This window comes from Erwinia sp. ErVv1 (assembly GCF_900068895.1).
Taxonomy (GTDB): Bacteria; Pseudomonadota; Gammaproteobacteria; order Enterobacterales; family Enterobacteriaceae; genus Erwinia.
Genome location: NZ_CDPK01000002.1, coordinates 293,142 through 312,469, shown reverse-complemented (window position 1 = coordinate 312,469; position 19,328 = coordinate 293,142). Strand labels below are relative to the sequence as shown.

General features: G+C 55.5%; 20 protein-coding genes, 1 pseudogene and 1 other annotated feature. Of the genes and pseudogenes, 14 read left to right on the top strand and 7 right to left on the bottom strand.

Translation table 11 applies throughout. The features are described from left to right. Positions 1 to 27 precede the first annotated feature (27 nt). Positions 28 to 276 carry a DUF2498 family protein gene (locus tag A1830_RS02945; RefSeq protein ID WP_067701494.1) on the top strand — a complete coding sequence of 83 codons (249 nt, stop codon included), beginning with the start codon at positions 28 to 30 and terminating at the stop codon, positions 274 to 276. Positions 277 to 302: 26 nt separating this feature from the next. On the opposite strand, the gene sohB is transcribed toward A1830_RS02945, so the two are convergent. After that, positions 303 to 1,352, bottom strand: coding sequence for a protease SohB (gene sohB, locus A1830_RS02940; protein ID WP_067701492.1), 1,050 nt, complete (start codon positions 1,350 to 1,352; stop codon positions 303 to 305). Between the two features lie 208 nt (positions 1,353 to 1,560). On the opposite strand from sohB, the gene A1830_RS02935 reads away from it, so the two are divergent. Beyond that, complete coding sequence (locus A1830_RS02935) at positions 1,561 to 2,322, top strand: YciK family oxidoreductase (protein ID WP_067701489.1); 762 nt, start codon at positions 1,561 to 1,563, stop codon at positions 2,320 to 2,322. Beyond that, positions 2,322 to 2,912, top strand: a complete 591-nt coding sequence (cobO, locus tag A1830_RS02930) for a cob(I)yrinic acid a,c-diamide adenosyltransferase (protein ID WP_067701486.1) — start codon at positions 2,322 to 2,324, stop codon at positions 2,910 to 2,912. The genes A1830_RS02935 and cobO overlap by 1 nt, the downstream gene beginning before the upstream one ends. A gap of 385 nt (positions 2,913 to 3,297) precedes the next feature. On the opposite strand, the gene A1830_RS02925 is transcribed toward cobO, so the two are convergent. Then, on the bottom strand, positions 3,298 to 3,600 hold the full coding sequence (locus tag A1830_RS02925) for a hypothetical protein (RefSeq protein ID WP_156484924.1): 303 nt from the start codon (positions 3,598 to 3,600) through the stop codon (positions 3,298 to 3,300). 54 nt (positions 3,601 to 3,654) lie between these two features. Beyond that, a complete protein-coding gene (gene rluB / locus A1830_RS02920; RefSeq protein ID WP_067701480.1) occupies positions 3,655 to 4,551 on the bottom strand; it encodes a 23S rRNA pseudouridine(2605) synthase RluB in 897 nt (298 codons plus the stop codon). A 1,026-nt stretch (positions 4,552 to 5,577) separates the two neighbouring features. Between rluB and A1830_RS02915 the strand changes: the two genes are divergently transcribed. After that, positions 5,578 to 6,204 (top strand): serine protease family protein, encoded by a 627-nt coding sequence (locus A1830_RS02915; protein WP_067701477.1) that lies wholly within the window; start codon positions 5,578 to 5,580, stop codon positions 6,202 to 6,204. 93 nt (positions 6,205 to 6,297) lie between these two features. Here the strand turns inward: A1830_RS02915 and A1830_RS02910 are convergent, their stop codons facing one another. Then, a complete protein-coding gene (locus A1830_RS02910; protein WP_067701474.1) occupies positions 6,298 to 6,918 on the bottom strand; it encodes an L-threonylcarbamoyladenylate synthase in 621 nt (206 codons plus the stop codon). Positions 6,919 to 6,959: 41 nt separating this feature from the next. After that, positions 6,960 to 7,829, bottom strand: a complete 870-nt coding sequence (locus A1830_RS02905) for an RNase RNM (protein ID WP_156484923.1) — start codon at positions 7,827 to 7,829, stop codon at positions 6,960 to 6,962. A 159-nt stretch (positions 7,830 to 7,988) separates the two neighbouring features. Further along, positions 7,989 to 8,088 (top strand) — a sequence feature (Trp leader region). Positions 8,089 to 8,112: 24 nt separating this feature from the next. On the opposite strand from A1830_RS02905, the gene A1830_RS02900 reads away from it, so the two are divergent. The 6 genes and pseudogenes from A1830_RS02900 to A1830_RS02870 all read left to right on the top strand — a co-directional run bounded on the left by A1830_RS02900 (position 8,113) and on the right by A1830_RS02870 (position 15,151). Continuing rightward, positions 8,113 to 9,675: an anthranilate synthase component 1 gene (locus A1830_RS02900; protein ID WP_067701469.1), complete on the top strand. Its 1,563-nt coding sequence runs from the start codon at positions 8,113 to 8,115 to the stop codon at positions 9,673 to 9,675. Then, positions 9,675 to 11,267: pseudogene (gene trpD, locus A1830_RS22890) on the top strand (bifunctional anthranilate synthase glutamate amidotransferase component TrpG/anthranilate phosphoribosyltransferase TrpD). Before A1830_RS02900 ends, trpD begins: the two are co-directional and overlap by 1 nt. A gap of 2 nt (positions 11,268 to 11,269) precedes the next feature. After that, positions 11,270 to 12,631 (top strand): bifunctional indole-3-glycerol-phosphate synthase TrpC/phosphoribosylanthranilate isomerase TrpF, encoded by a 1,362-nt coding sequence (gene trpCF / locus A1830_RS02885; RefSeq protein ID WP_067701466.1) that lies wholly within the window; start codon positions 11,270 to 11,272, stop codon positions 12,629 to 12,631. 50 nt (positions 12,632 to 12,681) lie between these two features. Then, the gene (gene trpB, locus A1830_RS02880; protein WP_067702205.1) at positions 12,682 to 13,872 is read left to right on the top strand and encodes a tryptophan synthase subunit beta; all 1,191 of its coding nucleotides are present in this window, start codon (positions 12,682 to 12,684) and stop codon (positions 13,870 to 13,872) included. Next, positions 13,872 to 14,675 carry a tryptophan synthase subunit alpha gene (trpA, locus tag A1830_RS02875; protein ID WP_067701465.1) on the top strand — a complete coding sequence of 268 codons (804 nt, stop codon included), beginning with the start codon at positions 13,872 to 13,874 and terminating at the stop codon, positions 14,673 to 14,675. The genes trpB and trpA overlap by 1 nt, the downstream gene beginning before the upstream one ends. Before the next feature lie 161 nt (positions 14,676 to 14,836). After that, the gene (locus A1830_RS02870; RefSeq protein WP_067701463.1) at positions 14,837 to 15,151 is read left to right on the top strand and encodes a BON domain-containing protein; all 315 of its coding nucleotides are present in this window, start codon (positions 14,837 to 14,839) and stop codon (positions 15,149 to 15,151) included. Between the two features lie 56 nt (positions 15,152 to 15,207). Here the strand turns inward: A1830_RS02870 and ompW are convergent, their stop codons facing one another. Next, a complete protein-coding gene (ompW, locus tag A1830_RS02865) occupies positions 15,208 to 15,840 on the bottom strand; it encodes an outer membrane protein OmpW (protein ID WP_067701461.1) in 633 nt (210 codons plus the stop codon). 254 nt (positions 15,841 to 16,094) lie between these two features. Here ompW and A1830_RS02860 point away from each other — a divergent pair, with 254 nt between their 5' ends. The 4 genes from A1830_RS02860 to yciA all read left to right on the top strand — a co-directional run bounded on the left by A1830_RS02860 (position 16,095) and on the right by yciA (position 18,379). Further along, a complete protein-coding gene (locus A1830_RS02860; RefSeq protein WP_067701459.1) occupies positions 16,095 to 16,514 on the top strand; it encodes a YkgJ family cysteine cluster protein in 420 nt (139 codons plus the stop codon). A 22-nt stretch (positions 16,515 to 16,536) separates the two neighbouring features. After that, positions 16,537 to 17,274 (top strand): YciC family protein, encoded by a 738-nt coding sequence (locus A1830_RS02855; protein WP_067701456.1) that lies wholly within the window; start codon positions 16,537 to 16,539, stop codon positions 17,272 to 17,274. Positions 17,275 to 17,350: 76 nt separating this feature from the next. Beyond that, complete coding sequence (locus tag A1830_RS02850) at positions 17,351 to 17,887, top strand: septation protein A (RefSeq protein WP_067701453.1); 537 nt, start codon at positions 17,351 to 17,353, stop codon at positions 17,885 to 17,887. A gap of 60 nt (positions 17,888 to 17,947) precedes the next feature. Continuing rightward, on the top strand, positions 17,948 to 18,379 hold the full coding sequence (gene yciA / locus A1830_RS02845) for an acyl-CoA thioester hydrolase YciA (protein ID WP_067701450.1): 432 nt from the start codon (positions 17,948 to 17,950) through the stop codon (positions 18,377 to 18,379). 95 nt (positions 18,380 to 18,474) lie between these two features. Here yciA and tonB read toward each other — a convergent pair whose 3' ends face one another. Beyond that, positions 18,475 to 19,221: a TonB system transport protein TonB gene (gene tonB, locus A1830_RS02840; protein ID WP_197473280.1), complete on the bottom strand. Its 747-nt coding sequence runs from the start codon at positions 19,219 to 19,221 to the stop codon at positions 18,475 to 18,477. Positions 19,222 to 19,328: the final 107 nt, after the last annotated feature.

Below are 19,328 nucleotides of genomic sequence, written 5' to 3'. Positions count from 1 at the left end.
GAGCGTGACTATAAAGGAGAGAACTCGATGAAACAGACTGAATCAATCGATCGTGTCCCACTGCTACAGTTGGCAAACCAGATGATTGCCGACCATGAGAATTATTTTCCGGGAATGGAAGCAACGGACGTTGAACAAAATGGTGATTTGCTTATTTTTCGCGGGGACTACTTCCTGGATGAACAGGGGTTGCCTTCTCAAAAGAGTACGGCAGTGTTTAACGTCTTCAAATTGCTGGCGGTAACGCTTTCTCCACGCTATCACCTGAGTACCTGACGCCCGCAGCGCGGGCGTCTCAGTTCTTACAGCAGCGGCCTGTTGCCACGCTGCCACAGACGCAGCAAAAGACGCTCGGTGCTGCTGGCCGCGCTTTGCGTGAAGCGGTCCATCATTTTTTTGCGCCGCGTGAAGCGTACATTAATTACCTTGTGGCTCTCCAGGCGATCGATGATCAAATCATCGCTGGTGCCGATGGCGTCAATTAACCCATTCTCCAGCGCCTGGGTGCCGAACCAGTGTTCGCCCGTCGCAACCCTGTCGATATCCAGTGAAGGACGCATCTGATGAACAAACTGTTTAAACAGCAGATGCGTTTCATTGAGATCCTCCTGAAACTTCTCGCGACCCTGCTCGGTATTCTCACCGAAAAGGGTCAGCGTACGCTTATACTCGCCCGCCGTATGCAGCTCCACGTCAATCTCGTTACGCTTTAGCAAACGGTTGAAATTGGGGATCTGCGCGACGACGCCAATTGATCCAATGATGGAAAAGGGTGCGGCCACAATGCGATCCGCCACGCAGGCCATCATATAGCCGCCGCTGGCGGCGACCTTGTCAACCGCGACCGTCAGGCGAATGCCCTTTGCGCGCAGGCGTTGCAGCTGTGAGGCAGCAAGACCGTAGCCATGCACGACGCCGCCCGGGCTTTCCAGCCGAAGCAACACTTCGTCCTGCTCTTTGGCGACCGCCATTACTGCCGAAAGCTCTTCACGCAGGGAGCTAACCTCATGTGCATCCATACTGCCTTTAAAGTCAACCACATACAGGGTGGGTTTGGCCTCTGTCACTGCCTGGCCCGCGCCTGCCCGCTGTTTAGCCGCTTTTGCCTCCTGCTTGTCCTTCTTTTTTTGCGCCTTGTGCCATAACTTTTGCTCATGGGGCTCCATCCCCGCCAGCATCATTTCATCCTTCATTTCCCGATAGTTTTCATCCAGGTGTACTATCTTTAACTGGCCGCTTTGCGCGCGCTTGCGCATCATCAGGTTAGTGATAATAATGGCGATAGCGGCAATCGCCACCACCACGGTGACCGTTTTGGCCAGAAAAAGCCCATAGTAAGAGAGTAATTCCACTCATTCCGCCTTGTTTAACATCATATTTAATCAATCGCTAGTGTAGCTGAGACACTCTCCGTCGTCGCCAAAATCCTCGTATTAACGCACGCATTCGCTGCTGCTATCGTTGAACCGGGGGGGATTTTAAGGCATAAAGCACATTCATATCCGGGTGAGAAATTCACTTTTTACTTTCCGCCGCCTTATTTTCGCCAGAGGAATTTTCATGGACTACCACCCCAGCGCCAGGTTGCTAACCGATCGTATCATTCTTGTTACCGGCGCCAGCGACGGTATTGGCCGCGAAGCGGCAATCACCTATGCCCGACATGGTGCACAGGTTCTACTACTGGGACGTAATCCACAAAAGCTTGAGGCCGTCGCCGGGGAGATTGCCGCGCTGGGTCAGGCCCCCGCCAGCCTGTATGTCCTCGATTTAGACAAGGCTACACCGGGATCCTGCCAGCGGATTGCCAGCGAAATCAGCCAGCACTACTCCCGACTGGATGGTGTACTGCACAATGCTGGCCTGCTGGGTGATATCGTCCCGATGGATAAACAGGATCCGCAGGTCTGGCAGCAGGTGATGCGGGTGAACGTTGACGCCACCTTTTTTCTGACCCAGGCGCTGCTGCCACTGTTGTTAGTCTCCCCCGGAGCTTCCCTGGTGTTTACCTCCTCCAGCGTGGGTCGTCAGGGCCGTGCAGGATGGGGGGCCTACGCCGTATCAAAGTTTGCCACCGAGGGCATGATGCAGGTGATGGCCGAGGAGTACCCGCCTGAGCAGCTGCGAATTAACTGTATTAATCCGGGTGGGACGCGTACCGCAATGCGTGCCAGCGCCTTCCCTCAGGAGAATGCCGGTAAGCTGAAAACACCGGCAGATATTATGCCGCTCTATCTTTATCTGATGGGCGACGACAGTAAAGGCGAAACCGGCATTAGCTTCGATGCTCAGCCGGGCCGCAAACCCGGCGCGGCTGAGTGATGGCTGAGGATCGCCATCAGCAGCGTCAGCAAAAGCTAAAGGAGAAGGTAAATGCCCGGATAGCGGCGGCTACGAAGGCGCACGGTATTCTGATGGTTTTCACCGGTAACGGTAAAGGCAAAACCACGGCGGCTTTTGGCACAGCCTGTCGGGCAGTCGGTCACGGCCTGCGCGTAGGGGTTATCCAGTTTATTAAAGGTGAATGGCCAAACGGCGAACGTAACCTGCTGGAGCCACACGGCGTGGAGTTTCAGGTGATGGCAACCGGATTTACCTGGGATACACAGAACCGAACCACAGATACCCTCGCCTGCCAGCAGGTTTGGCAGCATGCAAAACGGATGCTTCAGGATGAGACGCTGGATCTGGTGGTTCTGGATGAGCTGACCTATATGGTGAGTCTGAGCTATCTCTCCGCAGAGGAGGTGGTGGCTGCGCTGCAGGGGCGGCCTTCCCAGCAGAATGTCATTGTTACCGGCAGAGGCTGTCACCGTGAAATCCTTGATATCGCGGATACGGTGTCCGAAATGCGACCGGTCAAACACGCCTTCGATGCAGGTGTTCAGGCTCAGCAGGGTATTGACTGGTAAACAGCACCTTGCGCGGGAGCCATTTTGCGCGGTGCAGCAACAGTCCGGGGAGTCGCCTACGGGTGGGGCCCGGTGCCTGGCGGTCCTCGCGCCGCGCCTGGCGCGGTCCCTTCGCTCCGCTCGTCGACCTTTCGGACCGGGCATGACGGGACATCCCTGTCCCGGCATGCCCTTGTGCCAGCATCCCNCCGGCCCCCACCCGCCTGCTCCTTTTATACTGTGTTGGCTGTAGATAAACGAGGTTCAGGGGTTACAGAAAACCTTGAAGGCAGGCAAGCCCTGCGATTGTAAGAATTATCTTCACATTGAGAGTAAATGGAGAGAAGGAAGCGGCGACCGTTTTAACTAAAAGTAAGCCAGGGCCCTATACGGAAAATGGTTTTATTCATAAAAGCGACTGTAAAGCCTGACAGGTGGACAATCCCAGCGGGTGACGGGCAATCCGCAGCGCTGCGGCGAGGACGAAGGGCCAGGCGAGGGCAGCAGGGATGCTGCACTCAGGGAGCGGCGGGCAAGGATGCCCGCTCGCGACCGGGCCGTCCGGCCTGGAGTCGGAGCCAAAGGCACCAGGCAAAGCCTGGCGTGAGGACGCCAGACAGCCGCTGGGATTGTCCACCGCAACAGCAGATATCGCCGCCAGACAGCCGCTGGGATTGCCCACCGGCATAGCAAATATCGCAGCCTGCACATCTGACCGATAAATACTGATGTTGCTGACTGCCGCAGCAGATATCGTATCGACTTAGCGGCTGTTATTTCTGGTGCTACTCTTCGCCGGCTTACCAGCAGGACGACGGCTACCGCTGACCTGAGTATGACGCTTAACCGCACGGCGAATCTGATTAGCCTTAGTACGACGACGATCCTTTTCTACCGCTACCTTGCTGTTAATTTCCGGAGGCAGACCGACCAGCTCACGAAGATAGTTAGTGGGAGCCAAATCCAGCTCCGTCCATCCACCGCGGGGCAGCCCTTTAGGTAAATTGATATCACCGTAGCGGGTACGAATTAATCGACTCACCTGAACGCCGACGGACTCCCACAGACGACGAACCTCACGGTTGCGGCCTTCGGTCAGCGTCACGTTATACCACTGGTTGATACCTTCCCCACCGGAAAACTTAAGGGTCTTAAAGGCGGCAGGACCATCCTCCAGCTGAATACCACGACTGAGCTGCTTGATCTTGTCATCATCGATCTGACCAAATACCCGTACCGCATATTCCCTTTCCACTTCACGACTTGGATGCATCAGGCGGTTAGCCAGCTCACCATCTGTTGTGAACAGCAGCAGGCCACAGGTATTCACATCCAGACGCCCTACGGCTATCCAGCGTGCGCCGCGCAGCTTGGGTAAACGGTCGAAAACGGTGGGACGTCCTTCGGGATCGTTACGCGTACAGAGTTCGCCTTCTGGCTTGTAGTAAGCCAGCACGCGGCACACTTCGGTAGCAGACTCGGCTAATGACAGCAGGTGCCCGTCAATACGCACCTTAAGGGCCTGAGACGGCTCAACGCGGTCACCCAGCGTAGCCATTTTGCCGTCCACGCTGACGCGTCCGGCTGAGATCATTGATTCGATTTCGCGACGGGAACCGTGGCCGGCTCGCGCTAAAACTTTTTGTAACTTTTCGCTCATGGAGCACCCTCTTTGTCGCCTTCCCAGGCGTCATGATATATCGCTAAACAACAGGCACGGTGTAAGCTACTTAATCTGTTGTATTATATGTACTTTATAGATGGCATGGCTTGCGCGCAAGGCCACCCACAAGGATTCGTGGCCGCACATACTACATGATTTTACCGATAAAGGATTCTGTTAATTAATCACGTGGCAGTAGAGGACGACAGGCATTCCGGCCATTATCTGGCGCAGTGCCTACCCAGTAGCCGCTGTTACGCCGCCATTCAATTCCGGGCATCGCCTGACGTCGTGAGTTGATTTCATTACCAGGCCGGGCACAAGTAAGATATTTCTAAATAACCAGTATCTGACCAAATGCTGTAATAGGCTTAGCCTTTCGAAGAGTAATTTGGCTTAATACAGCTTTCGAAACGCTTTTTTAAACCACACCTTTGATTTGGCTTAAAATAACCTGTCCGTTGAGGATAAATTAATAATTAAGCTCTGCGTATGATAATTCGCGGCCTATTGCTGTGATAAGCACCTTCTTTATTTCGTCCCCAAAAAGGGGCTATTTACCCTCAGTTTGGCTTATAATACCCGCAGAGGATGTAAAAGGTGTTTCCAGTTGTAATAACCACCACACCAATCATATGCGGCATTTTTATCTGCAAAAAGGGCTTTTTATTAGCATTTACTGCTGCGCAAAGGAAAGCAGCCAGCTTAACAACACGGTAGATTAGCTTAATCCCTGTTTAATTCTTTTTTCGTTTCGAGCTGCTATTAATTAGTTTGCCTGATGAATAAGAGTGTGTAGAATTCATTCAGGCGGACAGAGTGTCGCCGGATTGAAATGTTAAAAGAATATTATAATTTAGTTCTAAGTCGTAAACATAAATATATAAAACTTTATAAACTTTTGATTTAAATATACGGGAAGCTTTGGCTTCTCACCTCCTGCTGACCTGACGTCAGCATCGGCTTTCACGTCAATTATCTTCACCAGGGATATTCTGACGTGTCCGACTCGGTAAGTGAACGATGAAAAAGATAATGATGATTGCGGCGTTAGCTTCGCTGACGCTGACCGGATGTTCCGTGGGGAAATATCAGTACAGCAGCGAAGCAATGAAGCGTGTTGATATGAATTTCACCGGCATTCCTACCGTCCTCGGTATCGGTGCGCTGGGCACCAGTATCCCGCTGACGCCTGAATACAGCCTCACCGCAGCACACGTCGCTAAGTTCTCCGTACAGCGCGTTAAGGCTTACCACCCGTATTGCGACCTGGCGATCATTTACCATAAAAATGATGCCGCTACGCTCGCAAAATTCCGCAGCGCTGAAATTGGCGCCCCCGTTAAAATGTATGGCTACAGCTTTATCTCTGCCATGCCGGTTGAATCTTCGGGCGTGAACCTGGCGCTGACCGGGATAAGAAATGAATGGAATAAACGTCCATGCGTAGCCATGGCTTCAAATGCCGGCGTGGTAAAAGGCATGTCAGGTGGAGCGGCTTATAACAGTGATGACACGATCGGCGGGGTGATTGTCGGCTTCACCAGTGAAGTCAAAAATCACAGGAATGCGGCAACACCGCTGAAAAACGTTTCACTCTATATTCCTTATCAGGATTTCAAAGAGTGGCTGGCGAAGTCCACAACCTGAACCAGGTTAATTGCCCTCTCAGAAATGGACAGACATGCGCAACGATCAATAGCTGCCCTGCGGATAGGATATCCCGCCGGGCAGCAAGCATGACTACAGGAATGGCTGTACGTCGCCAACCCCTTCCCTGACAACCTCCGGCGTATTCTCCGTAAGATCAATAACCGTAGTCGGCTGCTGTCCCAGATAGCCGCCATGAATAATCAAATCCACCAGCTTGCCTATTTCATCCTGAATGGCTTCCGGATCGGACTCCGTAAAATCATTGCCGGGCAGCATTAGCGACGTTGACATCATTGGCTCGTTCAGCGCTTCCAGCAGCGCCAGCGCAATCGGATTAGACGGCACCCGCAGGCCAATGGTTTTTCGTTTATCGCTCATCAATCGACGCGGTACTTCCTTCGTCGCCTTAAGGATAAACGTGTAGTTGCCGGGCGTATTATTTTTAATCAGCCTGAACGCCGTATTGTCGACATAAGCATAGGTCGACAATTCTGAAAGATCGCGGCACATCAGCGTGAAGTTATGGTTACCGTCGAGCTTGCGAATGCGGCAGATACGCTCCATGGCGGTTTTATCTTCCAGCTTGCAGCCCAGCGCGTAGCCCGAATCCGTAGGATATACGATCACGCTGCCTTTATTCAGTAGCTCAACGGCCTGTTTAATCAGGCGCGGCTGCGGGTTTTCCGGGTGAATATAGAAAAATTGACTCATTAAAAAAACCTCTCGTTTGCCGCACGGCTGGCGGAACAAACCTACTCTATTTCAGGAAAGCGCTGCCACACGGCCTCGACGCCCCCCGGAAGCCATAATTTTTTACCAAGCTCAATCCACGGGCAGGGCTGATGAAAATCAGAGCCCTGCGAAGCGGCCAGCCGATAGTCCTGCGCGTAGCGCGCCAGCTGAGTCCGTTCATGTGGCGCCTGCTGACACTGCGCCACTTCCATCGCGTCACCGCCCTCTTCACTGAAGTGTGAGATCAGGCGCTTAAGCCACTTGGCCGACAGCCCGTAGCGGCCCGGATGTGCCAGTACGGTTCGACCGCCAGAATGATGAATAGCATCAATGGCTTGTTTAATTGTACACCACTGTGGCGGCGCGTAGCCGGTTTTCCCCCGGGCGAGGTAGTTTTTAAATACCTGCGCCATATTATCCGCCTTTCCCTGGGCAATCAGGAAGCGGGCAAAATGGCCACGGGTAATCGCGCCTCCCTCCGCCAGCGCCATTGCGCCTGCCAGCGCGCCAGGGATACGTGCTTTCTCCAGTCGCTCGGCAATAATTTCAGCCCGGGCGTGGCGACGCGCGGTCTGCGCGTTCAGAAACTCGACCAGCACCGGATGAGTGCAGTCGATGCCAAGCCCAACAATATGGATCTCATGGTTCTCCCACAGCGTGGAGACTTCCACGCCCGCTATCAGTCTTAGCGGTAGCTGATGCTTAGCAATCGCCTCACGCGCCGGCTGCACGCCTTCAGTGGTGTCGTGGTCGGTGATGGCCAGCACGCCCACGCGATGTTCCACGGCTCTCAGCACCAACGCCTCCGGGGTCAGAAACCCGTCGGAAGCGCGCGTATGGCTGTGAAGATCGTATATGGGAAAAGAACTAAGAAGGGTGGGTTCGCTCAAAACGGCTCCGGCATCGGCGGAATAAATGGAGCAACATGATAACCAGAATTATCAGCGGAGAGAAAAAGAGTATTGACTTTTTTGCCGCGAACCAGTTAACTAGTACACAAGTTCACATGCAAGGGTATCTGAAAAATGAAAACATTCACGTTAGTTATGACCGGCTGGTGGCGTACTTCTCCCTGAACGGGCGGAGGAGTCATACACGTCATCAGACGCTGTGCAGATACCCGAGCCCGCCTACAGCGGGCTTTTTTTTTAGCAAATTCAGAGAACTGACCTCATGCAAAACGCCAGACCTACAGTGAAGTTGATAACCGGCAATGCGCCCTACCGCGAAGATCCGGCATCCGTATTTCATCAGCTCTGCGGTGCCCGTCCCTCCACGCTGCTGCTTGAGTCGGCTGATATCGACAGTAAGCGCAACCTGAAAAGCCTGCTGATTGTCGACAGCGCGCTGCGCATCAGTGCGCTAAACGGCGTGGTCAGCATTCAGGCGCTTTCTGAGAATGGCCGGACCATATTGCCGCTGCTTGATGCCGCCCTGCCCGAGGACGTAAGCAATAGCCTGCGTCCCGACGGTCGTGAACTCAGGTTCCCAAAGAATAATGACGTTCAGGACGAGGATTCCCGTCTTAAGGCAACCTCCGTTTTTGACGCGCTGCGTCTGATCCCTCAGCTGGTTAACAGCCCGCAGGAGGAGCGCGAGGCGGTGCTGCTTGGCGGCCTGTTTGCCTATGATCTGGTCGCCGGGTTTGAGGACCTGCCTCCCCTGAGCAACGATCAGCGCTGTCCTGACTATTGCTTCTATCTGGCAGAAACCCTGCTGGTTATCGACCATCAGAGCCAGACCGCCCGACTGCAGGCCAGCCTGTTTAGCCCGGCACCCGCCGAATTCCTGCGCCTGCAAAGCCGTATCGAACAGCTGCATGCACAGATGCTCCAGCCAGCAGCCCCGCTGCCGGTGCAGCCGGTCGAATCGATGGTGCTGAGCGGCAACCAGAGCGACGAAGAGTACTGCAGCGTGGTGCGTGAGATGCAGAAGGCAATTCGGGCGGGTGAAATTTTCCAGGTGGTACCTTCACGGCGCTTCTCTCTGCCCTGTCCTTCTCCGCTGGCGGCGTATGAGACGCTCAAAAACAGCAACCCCAGCCCCTATATGTTTTTTATGCAGGATCGCGACTTCAGCCTGTTCGGTGCCTCTCCGGAAAGCTCGCTGAAATATGACGCCGCCAGCCGGCAGATTGAAATTTATCCCATCGCCGGGACCCGCCCGCGCGGCAGACACGCCGACGGCACGCTGGACCGGGATTTGGACAGCCGCATCGAGCTGGAAATGCGCACCGACCATAAAGAGCTGGCGGAGCACCTGATGCTGGTTGATCTGGCGCGCAACGATCTGGCCCGCATCTGCGAGCCGGGCAGCCGCTATGTTGCCGACCTGACCAAAGTCGATCGCTACTCTTTTGTCATGCACCTGGTGTCGCGCGTGGTGGGCCAGCTGCGTGGCGATCTGGACGTGCTGCACGCCTACAGCGCCTGCATGAATATGGGTACGCTGAGCGGCGCGCCTAAGGTGCGCGCCATGCAGCTGATTGCTAAAGCTGAAGCCACCCGGCGCGGCAGCTACGGCGGCGCGGTGGGCTATTTTACCGCTAACGGCTCTCTGGATACCTGTATCGTGATTCGATCGGCATACGTTGAGGATGGCATCGCAACCGTACAGGCGGGCGCGGGCGTCGTACTGGATTCCATACCGCAGGCCGAAGCGGATGAGTGCCGCAACAAAGCCCGCGCGGTTCTTCGCGCCATTGCCACCGCTCATCACTGCAAGGAGATATTCTGATGGCCGATATTCTACTGCTCGATAACTTTGACTCCTTCACCTATAACCTTGTCGACCAGCTGCGGGCCTTTGGACATAACGTCGTGGTTTATCGCAACAGCGTCCCTGCGCAGACGCTGATTGAGCGCCTCCAGGCGATGGAAAAACCGGTGCTGATGCTCTCCCCCGGTCCCGGCGCGCCGGCAGACGCGGGCTGTATGCCTGAACTGCTGCGACGGCTGCGGGGTCATCTGCCGATTATTGGTATCTGTCTTGGCCATCAGGCCATCGTGGAAGCCTGGGGCGGCCACGTCGGCCAGGCCGGTGAGATCCTGCATGGCAAGGCTTCGGGGATCGCCCATGACGGCGAGGGAATGTTTGCCGGACTCAGCAACCCACTGCCGGTGGCGCGTTACCACTCGCTGGTTGGGAGCAATATTCCGGATGAACTGACGGTTAATGCCACCTTCAACGGCATGGTGATGGCCGTTCGTCACGATAACGATCGCGTTTGCGGCTTCCAGTTCCATCCGGAATCCATTCTGACCACGCAGGGCGCACGTCTGCTGGAACAAACCCTCGCCTGGGCGCTGGCGTAAGATAAGGAGAGAATGATGAACGCTATTCTGGAAAAACTATACCAGGCGAATTCCCTGACGCAGGCCGAGAGCCACCAGCTGTTTACCGCCATTATTACCGGGCAGCTGGAACCGACACAGCTGGCGGCTGCGCTGATTGCGATGAAAGTACGCGGTGAGCGTCCGGAAGAGATTGCCGGAGCGGCAACCGCGCTGCTGGAAGATGCAAAGCCCTTCCCGCGCCCGGATTACCCGTTTGCAGATATTGTCGGCACCGGTGGCGACGGCAGCAACAGCATCAATATTTCCACCGCCAGCGCCTTTGTCGCCTCGGCCTGCGGACTGAAAGTCGCCAAGCACGGCAACCGCAGCGTTTCCAGTAAGTCGGGATCGTCCGATCTGCTCGCCGCCTTTGGTATCAGCCTCGATCTGCCTGCGGATGAGGCGCGCAAAGCGCTGGATGAGCTTAACGTCTGCTTTTTATTTGCCCCTCAGTATCACACCGGTTTCCGTCATGCGATGCCGGTACGTCAGCAGTTGAAAACGCGCACCCTGTTTAACGTGCTCGGCCCGCTGATTAACCCGGCTCGCCCGCCGCTGGCGGTGATCGGCGTCTACAGCCCGGAACTGGTGCTGCCGGTGGCGCAGACCCTGAAAATGCTCGGCTACCAGCGTGCTGCCGTGGTCCACGGCGGCGGTATGGATGAAGTGGCGGTGCACAGCGCGACCCATATTGCAGAACTGCGCGACGGCGAAATCACCCATTATCAGCTGACGCCGGAGGACTTCGGCCTGAGCTTCCACCCGCAGGAGGCACTGGCAGGTGGCCTGCCAGAAGAAAATCGTGACATTTTAACGCGATTGCTCCAGGGTAAAGGCGAGCGCGCGCACGAAGAAGCCGTGGCAATCAACGTCGCTCTGCTGTTAAAGGTTTTCGGACATGAAGATCTGCGTGAGAACGCGCAGCAGGCACTGAACGTCATTCGCAGTGGCAAAGCTTACGAGCGCGTTGTGGCACTGGCAGCAAGAGGATAATCATGCAGGATACCGTACTCGCTAAAATTGTGCAGGACAAAGCGCTGTGGCTGACCGCGCGTCAGCAGCAGCAGCCGCTGGCCTCCTTCCAGAACGACATCGTCCCCGCCACCCGCAGCTTTTATGATGCGCTACAAGGGGCCAGGACGGTGTTTATTCTGGAGTGTAAGAAAGCCTCTCCATCAAAAGGGCTGATCCGCGAGGATTTTGACCCGGCCGCTATCGCCGGTGTTTACAAGGATTACGCCTCGGCCGTATCGGTGCTAACCGATGAGAAATATTTCCAGGGGCAGTTCGAGTTTTTATCCATTGTCAGCGCGGCCATTACTCAGCCAGTGTTGTGCAAAGACTTTATCATCGACCCTTATCAGATCTATCTGGCACGTTACTATCAGGCCGATGCCATTTTGCTGATGCTGTCGGTGGTGAATGATGAACAGTATCGTCAGCTGGCGGCCGTCGCACACAGCCTGAATATGGGCGTGCTGACCGAAGCCATCAGTGATGAAGAACTGGCGCGCGCCACGGCGCTGGGCGCCAGGGTGGTCGGCATCAATAACCGCGATCTGCGCGATCTGTCGATTGACCTGGATCGCACACGTCGCCTTGCGCCAAAGGTGGCCCACGGCGTGACGGTGATCAGCGAGTCGGGTATCAACAGCTACGCCCAGGTGCGTGCGCTTAGCCATTTTGCCAACGGTTTCCTGATTGGCTCGGCGCTGATGTCCGAAGAGGATCTGGCCGCCGCCGTGCGTCGGGTTATCATGGGTGATAACAAAATTTGCGGACTGACCCGTCCTGAAGATGCCCGAAGCGCGCTGGAGGCTGGCGCTATCTACGGCGGACTGATCTTTGTTGAGGGATCCCCGCGCTGCGTGAACATTGACACCGCGCGGACCTTAACGCATGCCGCTAAACTTAAGTACGTCGGCGTGTTTCGCAACAGCCCTGTCAGTGACATTGTCACCACCGCCGCAGCACTTAGCCTGCATGCGGTACAGCTGCATGGCGATGAGGATCGTGATTTCGTCAATGCCCTGCGGGTACAGCTGCCGGCTGACGTGCAGATTTGGAAGGCGTTCAGCATTGTGAACACCCTCCCCGTTCGCGACTGGACGGGCGTTGATCGCTACGTCTTCGATAATGGTAACGGCGGCAGCGGTAAGAATTTCGACTGGTCCCTGCTGGAAGGCCAGACGCTGGATAACGTCCTGCTGGCAGGCGGTCTGGGGGCAGATAACTGCGTACAGGCTGCACAGCTGGGCTGCGCGGGCTTGGATTTTAACTCCGGCGTTGAAAGCCAGCCCGGCGTTAAAGACGCCGCCAAAATTGCCTCGGTGTTTCAAACCCTGAAGGCTTACTGATGCCGTTTGGGCTGGCCCCGTCCAGCCCGACAAACGAAAAGAGAAGCAATATGACTTTATTGAATCCCTACTTTGGTGAATTTGGCGGTATGTACGTGCCGCAGATTCTGATGCCCGCACTGAATCAGCTGGAAGAAGCCTTTGTCAGCGCGCAGCGCGATCCGGAATTCCAGGCTGAATTTAACGATTTGCTGAAAAACTATGCCGGTCGCCCAACCGCGCTCACCCTGTGTAAAAACCTGACCAAAGGCACCCGGACCCGTCTTTATCTGAAGCGCGAAGATCTGCTGCACGGCGGCGCGCATAAGACGAACCAGGTTCTGGGCCAGGCGCTGCTGGCTAAGCGGATGGGCAAATCTGAAATTATTGCTGAAACCGGCGCGGGTCAGCACGGCGTCGCCTCTGCCCTCGCCTGTGCCCTGCTGGGCCTCAAGTGCCGTATCTACATGGGTGCCAAGGATATCGAGCGCCAGTCACCAAACGTGTTCAGAATGCGTCTGATGGGTGCCGAAGTGATCCCGGTACACAGCGGCTCGGCGACGCTGAAAGATGCCTGCAACGAGGCGCTGCGCGACTGGTCCGGCAGCTATGAGACAGCCCACTATATGCTCGGCACTGCGGCAGGCCCGCACCCCTTCCCGACGATTGTCCGCGAGTTCCAGCGCATGATTGGCGAAGAGACGAAAGCGCAAATCCTCGAAAGAGAAGGCCGCCTGCCGGATGCGCTTATCGCCTGCGTCGGCGGCGGCTCTAACGCCATCGGCATGTTTGCGGACTTTATTGATGAGCCCTCCGTCAACCTGATTGGCGTTGAGCCTGCCGGCCACGGCATCGAAAGCGGCGAGCACGGTGCACCGCTGAAGCACGGACGCGTGGGGATCTATTTCGGTATGAAAGCCCCCATGATGCAGACCGAAGACGGGCAGATAGAGGAGTCCTACTCTATCTCCGCCGGTCTGGATTTTCCGTCAGTCGGCCCACAGCATGCCCACCTCAACAGCTCAGGTCGTGCTGATTATGTCTCTGTTACCGACGATGAGGCATTGGATGCGTTTAAGCTGCTATGCCGAAGCGAAGGGATCATTCCGGCGCTGGAGTCCTCACACGCACTGGCTCACGCCCTACGGATGATGCGCGACGCGCCTGAGAAAGAGCAGCTCCTGGTGGTTAACCTGTCGGGACGGGGCGATAAAGATATATTTACCGTGCACGATATTCTGACCGCGAAGGGAGAGATCTGATGGAACGTTACGACGAACTATTTAAGCAGTTGAAGGCGCGGAAAGAAGGTGCCTTTGTCCCCTTCGTGACGCTGGGCGATCCCACGCCCGAGCTGTCGCTACGCATAATCGACGCGCTGGTTGCAGGCGGTGCCGATGCGCTGGAGCTGGGTATTCCCTTCTCCGATCCGCTGGCTGACGGTCCGACTATTCAGAACGCCACGCTGCGCGCGTTCGCGGCCGGCGTCACGCCTGGCGTCTGCTTCGAGATGCTGGCAACCATTCGCCAGAAATACCCCACTCTTCCCATTGGGTTGCTGATGTATGCGAACCTGGTGTTTTCAAACGGTATTGATAATTTCTTTGCCCGCTGCCAGCAGGTCGGTGTGGATTCGGTGCTGGTGGCGGATGTCCCCATTGAGGAATCGGCCCCCTTCCGTCAGTCCGCCATGCGGCACAACGTAGCGCCGATATTTATCTGCCCGCCAAATGCCAGCGACGATCTGCTGCGGGAGATCGCCTCGTGGGGCCGGGGCTATACCTATTTGCTGTCGCGTGCCGGCGTCACCGGTGCCGAGACGCGCGCCGCGCTGCCGCTGGGCCACCTGGTGGATAAGCTTCGTGAGTATCATGCCGCGCCGCCGCTACAGGGCTTTGGCATCTCTGAACCCTCTCAGGTGAAAGAGGCGCTGGCGGCAGGCGCAGCCGGTGCCATTTCGGGTTCCGCTATTGTAAAAATTATTGAAAAAAATCACGCCAATCCCCCGGTGATGCTGGCCGAGCTGACGTCGTTTGTCAGTAGCCTGAAAGCCGCAACGCGCTAATATTGCGACTAACGCCCTGCCTGACCCGGTAAGGCGTTATTTCAACACTATTTTAAGCGCCCATATTTGATAATTTCCATTTCGTGGCTAACACTAGATAGGCTACAGAGCGTTTCTGTAAATACGGCTTATGCCAATCAAAGATGACAGGGAGATCGATAATGAAGTTGTTTAAAATGCTGACGGGTATGGTTGTTGCAGCAGTAGTGGCTATTACAGTCAGCGCATGCGCGCCAACCCCGACTAAAGAAGGCACCGGTGGTTATCTTGATGACACGGTAGTAACGACCAAAGTTAAAACCGAACTGCTGAAGGATGACTCACTGAAGTCTACGGAAATTAACGTTGAAACCTTTAAAGGTCGCGTTCAGCTGAGCGGCTTTGTCTCCACCCCGCAGATGGCTAACCGTGCGGTGCAAATCACCCGTACCGTGAAAGGCGTAACTGCGGTAACCAACAATATGCAGATTAAATAAATCGGCTTTGCACGATTACAGAGGCGCACTGAGTGCGCCTTTTTTTTCGCCTGAAATCAGAAGCGATAACCTGCGCCGAAGAAGAAGACGAATGGATTGATATGGGTGTCAATGCTCTGACGGTCGCTGCCCGCATCAAACCGGACTTTGGTATCAATATCCATATACCAGAGCGAGGCGTTCAGCATCCAGTTCGGCGTCAGTTGATAATCCAGCCCCACCTGTCCGGCGATGCCCCAGGTGTTTTTTACGCTCAGATTACTCAGTCCTGCATCGCGACCGGTCTGGTTGAAATCAGTGTCGTAGAACATGGTGTAGTTAATACCGATGCCGGCGTAAGGCTGCCATTTGCTGGTATTACCCATAAAATACCACTGCGCCATCAGGGTTGGCGGCAGCTGGTGTACGGTAGCCAGCGTGCCGGTGGCTGCCAGACCCACCTTGTGGCGGAATGGCGTGGCGCCCAGCAGCTCGATACCGATATTGTCGGTGGCCATATAGGTAAACGTCAGGCCAAGCTGGGTGTTGTTGCTGACGTCAAACTCGCCCAACCCCAGCACGTTGTCCGAACCGCCCGTGGGGCGCACGGTCGCAGAGCCTGCCCGTATAAAGAAATCGCCTGCCTGATGTGCGGACGCCACCGCGGGCAGCAGCGTTACCAGAGCCAGGGCCAGTGCTTTCAGTTTCATCATCACTCCTTTGCAATTTCAAAAGCGCGCAATACACGCCGTCATTTTTATTGGCGACATATTTACATTGATTAACGGGAAAGATCATCCTAATCAATTCTTTTAAACTCCTTAAAAAACAACGATTTGATTTAGATCAATTTACGCCCCTCACAAGCGCAATAAATAGCCCTTGCGGGAACATATCCGGCGGCTTATGTTGCTTATCTCCTTCCATGTGATTTTGGTTCGACGCCTGAGGGCGGGGTAATCGAATGAGCGATAGCATTAACCCCTGCATTAACTGTGGCGCCTGCTGCGCCCATTTTCGCGTCTCTTTTTACTGGGCAGAAGCCGACGACGGCGGCGGCACCGTCCCTGCTGACCTGACCGAGCCGTTGAATCTGTTCCTGCGCAATATGCGCGGCACCAACGCGGCGACCCCTCGCTGCGTGGCGCTGGAGGGCGAACCTGGCGGCTGTGTCTCCTGCGGAATTTATCAGCAGCGACCCACCCCCTGCCGCGAGTTTGCCCGTTCCGGCGAGGATGGCGTGGCGAATGAGGCCTGTGACCGGGCAAGGGCACGCTATGGATTGCCGCCGCTGTTTTATCCGGTAACACCTTCTTTAAATGAAAGTTATGTAAGTCAGGGTGCCAGGTTCGCCCCAGACCATGTACAATCCCCGGATCGTTAATGCAGGCTTGAAAGGAGAGTACATGTCAATCACGGCTGGCTCGTTATACCGTGACACGGGGAATTTTTTACGTCATCAGCTGGTTACCATCGTGCTGATGTCGCTGCTAACCTCATTTATCACCGTTCTGATCGGCCACGCGCTGACGCCCGGGGCCGACCAACTCTCCATGCTGACCGACGGCAGCCGTGGCTCGGGCATGAGCCTGCTGGAAATGGTTCAGAATATGTCGCCCGATCAGCAGCGTATTCTGCTTCGCGCTTCAGCAGCCGGTACTTTTGCTTCGCTGGTGGGAAATACCCTGCTGCTCGGCGGCATGCTCAGCCTGATCCCGATGGTGTCAGCCGGTCAGCGCGTCAGCGCGCTACGTGCTATCGGCACCTCGGCACCCTCGCTGCCGCGCCTGCTGCTGCTGGTGTTTATTATGACCCTGGTGGTGCAGCTCGGCTTTATGGTGCTGGTCGTGCCGGGTGTATTGCTGGCCGTGGTTCTTGCGCTGGCTCCCATCGTACTGAGCACGGAGAAAGTGGGTATTTTTGCCTCGATGCGACTCAGCGTGCGCCTGGTATGGGGACATCTTAAGCTGGTTGCACCGGCGGTGGCACTCTGGCTGCTGGCCAAAATCGTTGTGCTGCTGCTGGCATCCTCGCTGACCGTCCTGCCCGCCAACGTCGCCTCGGTCGTGCTCAATGCCTTGAGTAATTTGATTTCGGCGATAATGATTATCTATCTCTATCGTCTCTATATGCTGTTACGTTAGTCATAACCGGGTGCTCTGCCACAGGGCACCCGCGAGATTATGATTGTTCGCCTGAGTCTGTTATCCGGAAACCCTTATGAAGCAGCTACTTGATTTCCTCCCTCTCGTTGTCTTTTTCATTTTCTATAAGCTGTATGACATCTTCGTCGCCTCAGGTGCGCTGATTGCAGCAACGGCGCTGGCGCTGGTCGCCAGCTGGGTGCTCTATCGCAAGCTTGAAAAAATGACCATCATCACCTTTGTGCTGGTCGCCGTTTTTGGCACCCTGACGCTGGTTTTTCACAATGATGAGTTCATCAAATGGAAAGTAACGGTGATTTACACCCTGTTTGCCGTTGCGCTGGTGTTCAGTCAGTTCTGGATGAAACAGCCCCTGATCCAGAGCATGCTCGGCAAAGAGCTGACGCTGCCGGCCGCTGCCTGGCGCAGGCTAAATATTGCCTGGGCGCTCTTTTTCCTTGCCTGCGGTCTGGCAAATATTTACGTCGCATTTTGGCTGCCGCAGGAACTTTGGGTTAACTTTAAAGTATTCGGTCTGACCGGCCTCACCCTGGTTTTCACCGTTATCAGTGGGCTTTATATCTACCGCATCATGCCCCAGGAAGAAAAATAATTTTTTAACGCCCGGAAATCATTCCGGGCATTTCAGCACTTTTTATTGAGAAGCCTATTAATGAGCGATGACACTAATCGCGTTCCGCAGGGCGAAATGGTTCTGCGAACGCTGGCTATGCCTGCTGATACGAATGCCAACGGCGATATTTTTGGCGGCTGGCTGATGTCACAAATGGATATGGGCGGCGCGATTCTGGCAAAGGAGATTGCCGGTGGGCGTGTCGTCACCGTACGCGCCGATGGCATGACGTTCCTGAAGCCGGTAGCGGTGGGAGACGTGGTGAGCTGCCATGCCCGGTGCATTCGCACCGGTACCAGCTCAATCACGATTAACATTGAAGTGTGGATAAAGAAAGTGTCATCTGAACCTATCGGTCAGCGATACTGCACTACCGAAGCGGTGTTCATCTATGTCGCCGTGGACGCCCAGGGGAAATCCCGACCGCTGCCGGCGGGAAAAGGTCATTTTGACCTGAAGGATCGGGACTGACTCCCCCCTTACTGAGAAGCAGCCCGTAACAGATGCTCCACCATCATTGCCCTGCATGGGCGCATCGCTGGTGCGGTGCGCCCCTCCGGCAGAGCCTATTCAATACTTGAGCCGCCATTGATGCGAAACACAATATTCATCTTGATGTCCTTACCCGGCTTATTCGGCTCATAACGCCACTTCTTCATTGCCTGCCTCACATCACGCTCGAACATATTGCGCGGCTCGGCGGAGAGAATGCGAATATTCCCCACCTGGCCGGAGCTGTCAACGTCGAACTGTACGCGAACCCGCCCTTCTATTCTCAGCGCAAAAGCGCGTGCCGGGTAGCCGGGTTTACCGATGCTGAGTGCCTTCGGCCCGCTGGCAACGGATGATGTGGAAGGCGTCGGCGAGCTCTTCGGTGCCGTTGAGGGCGTGGTCGATGGCGCCGGATGTTCATTAATTGGCGAAGCGTGCCGGGGTTCTTCCTCCGGTTTCACCTGCTTCTTCGGCTTTACCACTTCTTTCCTGACCGGTTTGGGCTTAGGTTTAGGCTTAGGCGCCGGTTTAGGAATGGCAACGGGCACAGGTTTTGGCGGTTCGGGTTCGGGAACCGGTTCTGGCTCAGGTTCCGGCACGGTTTCCTGCGGCGGCGCTGGCTGGGAAGCCGGCTGTGGCACGGGCTGTACTGCCGGTGCGACCAGTGACACGCTGATTGGCTGAGACGCTTTAGGTAGTTCAACACTCCGGTGAAATGAAGCATAGAGGATCCCGCCAATCGCTGCCGCATGCAGCGCAATGGAGAGCAGCATGGGCAGGGAAAAACGGCGGGGGAATGATGTTTCGGTCAGCGTCGTCATAATCTTTCTGCTGTAAATGTGAAGCACTAAGTGTAAATGCAAATAGCAATCAGTTTCAATAACATCAGGCGGCCATGCGAGCGATTTGTCAGAAATTGACTTTTGGC